This is a genomic window from Bacillus sp. LR--39 (genome assembly GCF_053613335.1).
On sequence record NZ_JBSIOT010000162.1, the window covers coordinates 1 to 1,388 of the forward strand.

Annotated in this window: 2 protein-coding genes; both read right to left on the reverse strand. The window is 47.9% G+C overall.

Annotation, left to right across the window (positions count from 1 at the left end):
* Nucleotides 1-1,123: purine/pyrimidine permease (locus tag ACWHAR_RS21380; protein WP_452087757.1), on the reverse strand; the 1,123-nt coding region annotated here is incomplete at its 3' end.
* Between the two features lie 19 nt (nucleotides 1,124-1,142).
* Nucleotides 1,143-1,388, reverse strand: a 246-nt coding sequence (locus ACWHAR_RS21385) for a YwdI family protein (RefSeq protein ID WP_452087758.1), incomplete at its 5' end; no start/stop codon positions are given.

A 1,388-nucleotide genomic window follows, 5' to 3' on the forward strand; every position in this document is an offset into this window, starting at 1 on the left:
TAGACCTCACCCTTTTTGATTCTTCTTTCTCATATGAATCAAATTCGGCAAAGGCCAGACCGCCCATTGCGGAGAACACAACAAAATTCACCGCAAACCCAACGGGAGACGGCAGGCTCGCAAACGTATTCATCAAAAACGGGATCACGCTGATCACGATAACCAGAATACTGCCGAGCATAAACGGTTTTTTAGAAGGAATTTTGGTCGTTTCAATAAAACCTGCGGCTCCCGAAATTGGAACAGGCGCAATAGCTCCCGTCAAACCGCTAAGCAGATGGCTGAATGAAGCGGCAAAACCGGCATGGCGTTCATGATGCTTTTCATCAGGCTGTTTGCTGAATTTTTTCACGGCGATGTCCACGACCTTCATGCTCGCCAGCATATTCACGATCAGCAAGATGGTAATAAAAATAGAAGTGATGATCAGGCCGCTGTTAAATAACGGTGTCCCAAAAGGAAACAGGGAAGGCAGCTGAAAGAGCCGGTCCGGCATTTCAATCGGCTTTGCCGCTCCGGCAGCCGCAAACAGCACCCATCCGCCGAACAAGGCTAATAAAATAGAATATTGCTTAAAAAACATGATGTTCGAATTTGTCATTATAAAGGCGGCAGCGATCACAACAAACGCCAGGCCAAATACAAGACCGTCCACCCCGTCCTGTCGATAACCAATTCCGAGAATTCCTTTTATAATGGGCTGACTCAGCTGCATGACAAGAAGCAATAAATAGACGCCCGTTACAACCGGAGTAAACAATTTTGCAAGTCTGTCAATGACCTTGAAAACACTTAACAAAAAGAAACATACAGCGCTTACAAGAAGAGCCCCCTGCAACCCCCGCAGTGTGTCTCCATATGTCGCAAACACAGTTCCCGTCAGCCCTGCGTAGATCGTATACACTCCCCACCACAAGCCGGCTGGGCTTTCATTGATCGGCAGTCTGTGACCTTTCAAACACTGAATGACGGCGGCAATTCCCAGTACAAAAAAAGTGCTTTGAATCAATCTTGCAGAATCTGAGTGATCCAGATGAAACGACTGGGCAACCGCCACCGGAACAACAATCGCCGCAACAATGATAAACGCTGTCCATTGCAGCGCGCCAAGAACCAATTTCACGTAAGCTCAACCTCTCTCTTTAAAAATCAAATAAAGACTCTCCGTTTCCATCCTCTTCCTGCTTCTCTTTTTCTTGCTTTCGATATTTGTTTAATCCCGCGCTCCCCATCATTTTTTCCATCATCAGCTGGTCTGTCGATGGCGGAGCGGCAGGACTTGGCGTAACGCTTGGCTGTATGCGGGGCGCGCCCACGTTCTCCGGCTGATCAAGCACGACATCACACAGAGAACGGACAACCGCTACATAACGCTTCAGCTCCTCATA